Origin of the sequence: Pseudomonas sp. UFMG81, assembly GCF_015354575.1 — a bacterium.
In the GTDB taxonomy this organism is placed as follows: Bacteria; Pseudomonadota; Gammaproteobacteria; order Pseudomonadales; family Pseudomonadaceae; genus Aquipseudomonas.
This window is the reverse complement of sequence record NZ_JACAFQ010000043.1, coordinates 61510-67595: the sequence shown is the minus strand read 5'-3', so window position 1 is coordinate 67595 and position 6086 is coordinate 61510. Positions and strand designations below refer to the sequence as shown.

The following is a 6086-nucleotide window of genomic DNA, read 5'->3' as shown; positions in this document are numbered from 1 at the left end:
CCCTTGCAGCGCCGCTGCCGCCGCTGGCGCAGGCGCCGCTGCAAGGGCGCCAGGTCCAGCGCCGGGTCGCTAGGCCGCTCGGCGAACCCTGCCAGGGCCGCGCGCAAGCGCCGGGCGTCACTCTGCCAAGCCTCGATGCGCGCCGCCTCCTGCGGATTGGCCGCCAGCCACGCCTCGACCTCGGCCCGCCGCTCGGGCGTCAGGCGCTCGTCGACGTAGGCGTGCAATTCGTCCTCGGTGGGGATCAGGCGCTTCATTTGAGTCTCCGCAGGGCCGGTGGCGTAGGGTTGCCCTCGGTCAGTTCTCGCAGGGCGGCACGGGCGCGCGACAGGCGCGACATCACCGTGCCGATGGGGATGCCAAGGGTGGCGGCCGCCTCCTTGTAGCTCAGGCCCTCGACGCTGACCAGCAACAGCAGCGCACGCTGCTCGGCCGACAAACGCGCGAACGCCTGCAGGTCGGCCTGGGCCAGCACGATGGTCTCGGTGTCATCCCCCAGTGCCTCCTCGGCCTGGCCGCGGCCGAACCAGGCCAGCCAGCGCGCGTGCAGGCGCTCACGGCGCTTACCGTCGAGGAACAGACGATAGAGGATGGTGAACAGCCACGGGCGCAGGCCTTCGACATCGTGCTGCTGGCCACGCCGGCTCAGGGCGCGCTCCACGGTGGCCTGCACCAGGTCGTCGGCGCCGGCGTTGTCACGGGTCAGCCACAGGGCGAAACGGCGCAGGCGTTGCAGCAGCTCGCGCCATTGTTGGTCGTCCAGGTCGTGCATGGTCGGGTTCCGGGCCCCTGTGGGCTGTCAGTGTAAGGGGCAGACGCGGCTGTACGAAATTTATTCCCCAGCCGGGAATAGATTCTCACCCCACCCGTCGTAAGGGCTCATTCCACTCATACCGGACAGCCTGATGAACACTCCCCTGCACGGCCCCGCCAAGGCCCTGCGCCTGGCCGCCATCGGCGCCACGCTGGCCGCCCTGGGCGCGGGCTTCGCCTATGCCGCCGGCTGGCTTGGCAGCGCGAAACTCACGCCGCAGCGCATCATCGACACCTTCGAAGCCCAGGCCGGGCACTATCCCGGCTATCGCAAGAACCACGCCAAGGGCCTGTGCGTCAGCGGTTACTTCCAGGGCAGCGGCCAGGCCGCAGCGTTCTCCACGGCCCGGGTGTTCAGCCAGCAGAAGGTGCCCGTGATCGGCCGCTTCGCCATCGGCGGCGCCAACCCCTTCGCCCCGGATACCGCGGTGCCGGTGCGCAGCCTGGCGCTGCAACTGAGCAGCGATGACGGCCAGGTGTGGCGCACTGGCATGAACAACCCGCCAGTGTTGGCAGTGAGCACCCCCGAAGGCTTTTATGAACAGGTGCTGGCCAGCGCCCCGGACCCGGCCACCGGCAAGCCGAACCCGGCGAAGTTGCAGGCCTTCTTCGCCGCCCACCCGGAAAGCGCGGCGTTTCGCCAGTGGGCGGCGGCCTACAAGCCCAGCGACAGCTTCGCCAGCACCGCCTACAACAGCATCAACGCCTTCAACCTGATCGATGCCCAGGGCAAGGCCCACCCGGTGCGTTGGGCACTGGTGCCCCAAGCCCCTTACGCGGCCCTGCCCGCCCAGGTCGACGACAAGCAGTTCCTCCAGCACGACCTCGCCCAGCGCCTGGCCCAGGGCGCGCTGCGCTGGACCCTGCGCCTGACCCTGGCCGAGCCCGGTGACCCGGTGGACGACCCGGCCCGGCCATGGCCTGCCGAGCGCCGCAGCCTCGACGCTGGCACCCTGGTGCTGGAACAGGTCGATGGCCCCGAGCAAGGTGCCTGCCGCGACCTCAACTTCGACCCGCTGATCCTGCCCAGCGGCATCGAACCGTCCGCCGACCCGATCCTCGCCGCCCGCTCGGCGGCCTATTCGGTGTCGTTCAATCGCCGCAGCCATGAAGCCCTGAGCGAAGGAGCCAAGCCATGACCCCCACCGCCTTCCACCCCCTGGCCCGGCTGGTGCACTGGCTGATGGCCGTGCTGATCCTGGCCATGCTGTTCATCGGTGTGACCATGGTCGGCGACCTGTCCACCCGCCACCCGCTGATGGTCGAGCTGCACAAGGCCACGGGCCTGGCCCTGCTGGTGCTGGTGATCGTGCGCATCGCCCTGCGCCTGAGCCTGGCGCACCCGCCGTTGCCCCGTGAACTGCCACCCGTGCAGCGCCTGGCCGCGGGGGCCTCGCACCTGCTGCTGTACGCGCTGATGCTGGCCATGCCGTTGCTCGGCTGGGCCATGCTCTCGGCCGGCGGCTACCCGCGCCCGCTGCAACTGCCGGCCATCGCCCCCCATGACCTGCAACTGTACGCGGTGTTGCGCCAGGCCCACGGCTGGGCCGGCTACCTGTTGTTTGCCACCGTGCTGGTGCACCTGGGCGCGGCATTGATGCATGCCCTGGTGCGCCGCGACGGCGTGTTGCGTAGCATGTGGCCAGGCCCATTGCGCCGGGGTGGATGAGCACCGCCAGGCAACCGGGGCTGACAGTTGCAAATAATTATTACTAATATCGGCGCTCATTTCGCCGAACAGCCCTGGACTGCCCCATGAACGCCGCAAAGGAGCCTGCCTCCCTCACCCCGGCCAGCACCCTCGACCTGCGCCCGCTGCTGCTGGTCAACATGGCCTGCACCATGTCGATGATGGCCTTCGTCGCCCTGATCGGCCCGATTGCGCGGCTGCTGGGCATGGCCACCTGGCAGGCCGGCGCTGCGGTGACCGTGGCGGGTGTGGTGTGGGTGCTGCTGGCCCGGCCCTGGGGCCGCGCCGCCGATCGCCTGGGCCGGCGCCGGGTACTGCTGCTGGGCAGCGCCGGCTTCACCCTGGCCTACTGGACCTTGTGCCTGTTCATCGACGGTGCGCTGCGCTGGTTGCCCGGGGCAACCCTGGCATTCTTTGGCCTGATGCTGGCGCGTGGCCTGATCGGCGCCTTCTATGCCGCGCTGCCGGTGGCCGGCAACGCGCTGATCGCCGACCATGTCGAGCCGCAACGCCGGGCCCGGGCCATGGCCTCGCTGGGTGCGGCCAACGCCGTCGGCCTGGTGCTTGGCCCGGCCCTGGCGGCGCTGCTGGCGCGCCATAGCCTGAGCCTGCCGTTCTACGCCCTGTCGCTGCTGCCGGCCATGGCGTTCGTGGTGCTGCTGTTCAAGCTCAAGCCACAGCCGCTGCCCCAGCGCCATGCGCCAAGCCCGGTGCGGTTGTCCGACCCGCGCCTGCGCCGGCCGCTGCTGGTGGCCTTCAGCGCCATGCTCAGCGTGACCGTGTCGCAAATCACCGTGGGGTTCTTCGCCCTCGACCGCCTGCAACTGGCCTCGGGGGACGCCGCCCAGGCGGCAGGTATCGCCCTGACCACCGTGGGCGTGGCATTGATGCTGGCGCAGGTGTTGCTGCGCCAACTGGAATGGTCACCACTTAAGATGATCCGCGTCGGCGCCACGGTTTCCGGCCTGGGCTTTGCCGCCGCGTCCCTGGCCACCAGCGCTCCCTGGCTGTGGGCCGCGTTCTTCATCGCCGCGTTCGGCATGGGCTTCGTGTTCCCGGCGTTCTCGGCCCTGGCGGCCAACGCCATGCACGCCTCTGAACAGGGGGCCACCGCCGGCTCAGTCGGCGCTGCCCAGGGCATGGGCGCGGTGATCGGACCACTGGCCGGCACTTTGATCTACGCCGTCGATCCGCGCCTGCCGTTCCTCGCCGTGGCCGCCCTGTTGCTGCTGGTCGGGCTATGGCCCGCACCGGCGCACAAGCGTGACTGACAAGCACAGCGCGCAAGGTGCGCAGAGTGTGCTTTAATGCGTCGCCCATTATTATTGACACCTCTGCAAACAAGGCGGCTATGGACACGGGGACACGACTCAAACTGGTGCGTGAACGCAACAACCTCTCGCAACGGGAACTGGCCCGTCGCAGCGGCCTGACCAACTCGACGATCTCGCAGATCGAACAGAACCGCGTCAGCCCCTCGGTCAGCTCCCTGAAGAAACTGCTCGAAGGCATCCCCATGTCCCTGGCCGAGTTCTTCAGCTTCGATGAGCCGGTGCGCGAGGAGCGCTTCGTGTTCCGCGGCGGCGAGCAGCCGGACCTGGGCCGTAATGGCCTGCGCATGTTGCTGGTTGGCGCCAGTGTCGAAGGCCGGCAGATGCGCATGCTGCGCGAGCTGTACGCCCCCGGCGCCGACTCCGGCGAGCCGATCGTGCATGCCGAAGGCGAGGAATGCGGCCTGGTCACCCGCGGCACCATGGAGCTGTGGGTCGATGGCCAGGTCAGCGTGCTCAACGCCGGCGACGGCTACTACATCCCCACCACCCTGCCCCACAGTTTCAAGAACATCGGCCCCGACGAGGCCGAGATCATCAGCGCCAACACCCCGGCGAACTTCTGACCCTGCCATGAGCGTCACCAGCCGCGAGGCCTACCAGTGCCTGCGTGATGCCGCCCTGGGCGTGCGCGAGCTGGTGCCGCTCGCCCGCCTGGCCGATGGCCAGGCGCAGGTATTGATCGAGGGTTGGCAGCTGGCCCTGGTGTTGGACGACGAGGGCCTGGCCCAGTGCAGCCGCTGCCAGTGCCCCGACGGCCGCCAGGGCGCGTTGGAGGACTGGCAGCGCTACGGCACCAACCCGGTCGATCACCTGAGCCTGTGGGAACGCCAGCAGATCGAGCGGCTGCTGAACGCCAGCGCCGGCTAGTCGGCCAACGCCTCGGCGACGAAGTCCAAGCGGTCCTGACCAAAGAACATCCGTTCGCCGACGAAGCAGGTCGGTGCGCCGAATACCCCACGCTCCACGGCCTGTTCAGTGGCCTGCTTCAGCGCCTCCTTCACTTGCGGTTGCGCTGCCAGCTCGTGGAACGCCTGGGGATCGAACCCACCCGCTTGCAGGGTCTGGTCCAGCACGACCAGGTCCGACAGGTTGCGCCGGTGCACGTACAACCCCTCGAACAGCACCTTGAGCAACGCCTCGAAGCGCTCGGGCGCTTGCAGTTGCATGCCCGTCACCCCGCGCATCAGGTGCAGGGTATTGACCGGGAAACCCTGGGGCAGCCCCAGCGGCACGCCATAACGATCGGCGAAGCGCTTGAGGTCGACCATCATGTAGCGCCCCTTGGCCGGCACCCTCACCGGCGAGGCGTTGCCGGTGGCCTGGAACACCCCGCCCAGCAGCATCGGCCGGTACACCAGCTGCGCATCGTGGCGCGCGCACAGGGCGGGCAACTGGGTCCAGGCCAGGTAGGTGGCCGGGCTGCCCAGGTCGAAGTGGAACTCGACGATCTTGTTCATGCAGTAGTCCTTGTTGGGTGAAGGGATCACCAGCGCTCCATCCACGGGCGCAGGTCCAGTTCGAAGGTCCAGGCATCGCGCGGCTGGGCATGCAGGAACCAGTAGCTGTCGGCGATATGTTGCGGATCGAGGATGCCGTCCTGGTCCTTGAGCGCATAGCGCTCGGGGAAGCTGTCGCGGATGAAGGCGGTGTCGATGGCGCCATCGACCACCACATGGGCGACATGAATGTTCCGTGGCCCCAGTTCACGCGCCATGCTTTGGGCCAGCGCACGCAGGCCGTGCTTGGCCCCGGCGAAGGCGGCGAAACCGGCCGCGCCCCGGGTACCCGCGGTGGCACCGGTGAACAGGATTGTGCCGCGCTCGCGGGTCACCATGCGCCGCGCCACCGCCTGGGCGGTGAGGAAGCCGGCGAAGCAGGCCATCTCCCAGATCTTGAAGTACTTGCGCGGTGTTTCTTCGAGGATGCTGCACGGCACATTGGCGCCGATGTTGAAGACAAACGCCTCGATCGGGCCGATATCGCGCTCGATGGTCTCGACCAGCGCGGCCACCTCCTCCTCCTTGCGCGCATCGGAACCGAAACCGTGGGCCTGGCCGCCCGCGGCGTGGATTTCCGCCAGCAACGGCTCGAGCTTTTCGGCCTGGCGCCGGGTGACACAGGCGATATAACCCTCGCGAGCAAAGCGCTTGGCGATCTCGCCACCGGTGGCATCCCCCGCGCCGATCACCAGTACGACCTTTTGTTGTTCTGCCATGGACCGCTCCATTGATGAATGATCGTTTAGTAAA

General features: G+C 68.5%; 9 protein-coding genes. 5 read left to right on the top strand and 4 right to left on the bottom strand.

All coding sequences use genetic code 11. The annotated features are described in order from the left end of the window. A partial coding sequence (locus IX761_RS24110; RefSeq protein ID WP_416366813.1) for an anti-sigma factor family protein occupies positions 1-257 on the bottom strand: 257 nt, incomplete at its 3' end. Beyond that, the gene (locus IX761_RS24105; RefSeq protein ID WP_194792011.1) at positions 254-772 is read right to left on the bottom strand and encodes a sigma-70 family RNA polymerase sigma factor; all 519 of its coding nucleotides are present in this window, start codon (positions 770-772) and stop codon (positions 254-256) included. The genes IX761_RS24105 and IX761_RS24110, both read right to left, overlap by 4 nt. A gap of 133 nt (positions 773-905) precedes the next feature. On the opposite strand from IX761_RS24105, the gene IX761_RS24100 reads away from it, so the two are divergent. The 5 genes from IX761_RS24100 to IX761_RS24080 all read left to right on the top strand — a co-directional run bounded on the left by IX761_RS24100 (position 906) and on the right by IX761_RS24080 (position 4704). After that, entirely contained in the window at positions 906-1952 is a 1047-nt protein-coding gene (locus IX761_RS24100; RefSeq protein ID WP_194792010.1) for a catalase family peroxidase, read from the top strand. After that, complete coding sequence (locus IX761_RS24095) at positions 1949-2482, top strand: cytochrome b (RefSeq protein WP_194792009.1); 534 nt, start codon at positions 1949-1951, stop codon at positions 2480-2482. Before IX761_RS24100 ends, IX761_RS24095 begins: the two co-directional genes overlap by 4 nt. 86 nt (positions 2483-2568) lie before the next feature. Continuing rightward, the gene (locus IX761_RS24090; protein WP_194792008.1) at positions 2569-3774 is read left to right on the top strand and encodes an MFS transporter; all 1206 of its coding nucleotides are present in this window, start codon (positions 2569-2571) and stop codon (positions 3772-3774) included. Between the two features lie 80 nt (positions 3775-3854). Next, entirely contained in the window at positions 3855-4400 is a 546-nt protein-coding gene (locus IX761_RS24085) for a cupin domain-containing protein (protein WP_194792007.1), read from the top strand. 7 nt (positions 4401-4407) lie between these two features. Further along, a complete protein-coding gene (locus tag IX761_RS24080) occupies positions 4408-4704 on the top strand; it encodes a hypothetical protein (RefSeq protein ID WP_194792006.1) in 297 nt (98 codons plus the stop codon). On the opposite strand, the gene IX761_RS24075 is transcribed toward IX761_RS24080, so the two are convergent. Beyond that, positions 4701-5294 (bottom strand): 2-hydroxychromene-2-carboxylate isomerase, encoded by a 594-nt coding sequence (locus IX761_RS24075; RefSeq protein WP_194792005.1) that lies wholly within the window; start codon positions 5292-5294, stop codon positions 4701-4703. The two genes, IX761_RS24080 and IX761_RS24075, sit on opposite strands and share 4 nt — an antisense overlap. 26 nt (positions 5295-5320) lie before the next feature. After that, positions 5321-6052 (bottom strand): SDR family oxidoreductase, encoded by a 732-nt coding sequence (locus IX761_RS24070; protein ID WP_194792004.1) that lies wholly within the window; start codon positions 6050-6052, stop codon positions 5321-5323. Positions 6053-6086 lie beyond the last annotated feature (34 nt).

Coding starts and splice junctions, on each gene's coding strand:
- IX761_RS24080 (WP_194792006.1), top strand. CDS start 4,408: ATGAGCGTCACCAGCCGCGAGGCCTACCAGTGCCTGCGTGATGCCGCC.
- IX761_RS24100 (WP_194792010.1), top strand. CDS start 906: ATGAACACTCCCCTGCACGGCCCCGCCAAGGCCCTGCGCCTGGCCGCC.
- IX761_RS24090 (WP_194792008.1), top strand. CDS start 2,569: ATGAACGCCGCAAAGGAGCCTGCCTCCCTCACCCCGGCCAGCACCCTC.
- IX761_RS24070 (WP_194792004.1), bottom strand. CDS start 6,052: ATGGCAGAACAACAAAAGGTCGTACTGGTGATCGGCGCGGGGGATGCC.
- IX761_RS24085 (WP_194792007.1), top strand. CDS start 3,855: ATGGACACGGGGACACGACTCAAACTGGTGCGTGAACGCAACAACCTC.
- IX761_RS24105 (WP_194792011.1), bottom strand. CDS start 772: ATGCACGACCTGGACGACCAACAATGGCGCGAGCTGCTGCAACGCCTG.
- IX761_RS24095 (WP_194792009.1), top strand. CDS start 1,949: ATGACCCCCACCGCCTTCCACCCCCTGGCCCGGCTGGTGCACTGGCTG.
- IX761_RS24075 (WP_194792005.1), bottom strand. CDS start 5,294: ATGAACAAGATCGTCGAGTTCCACTTCGACCTGGGCAGCCCGGCCACC.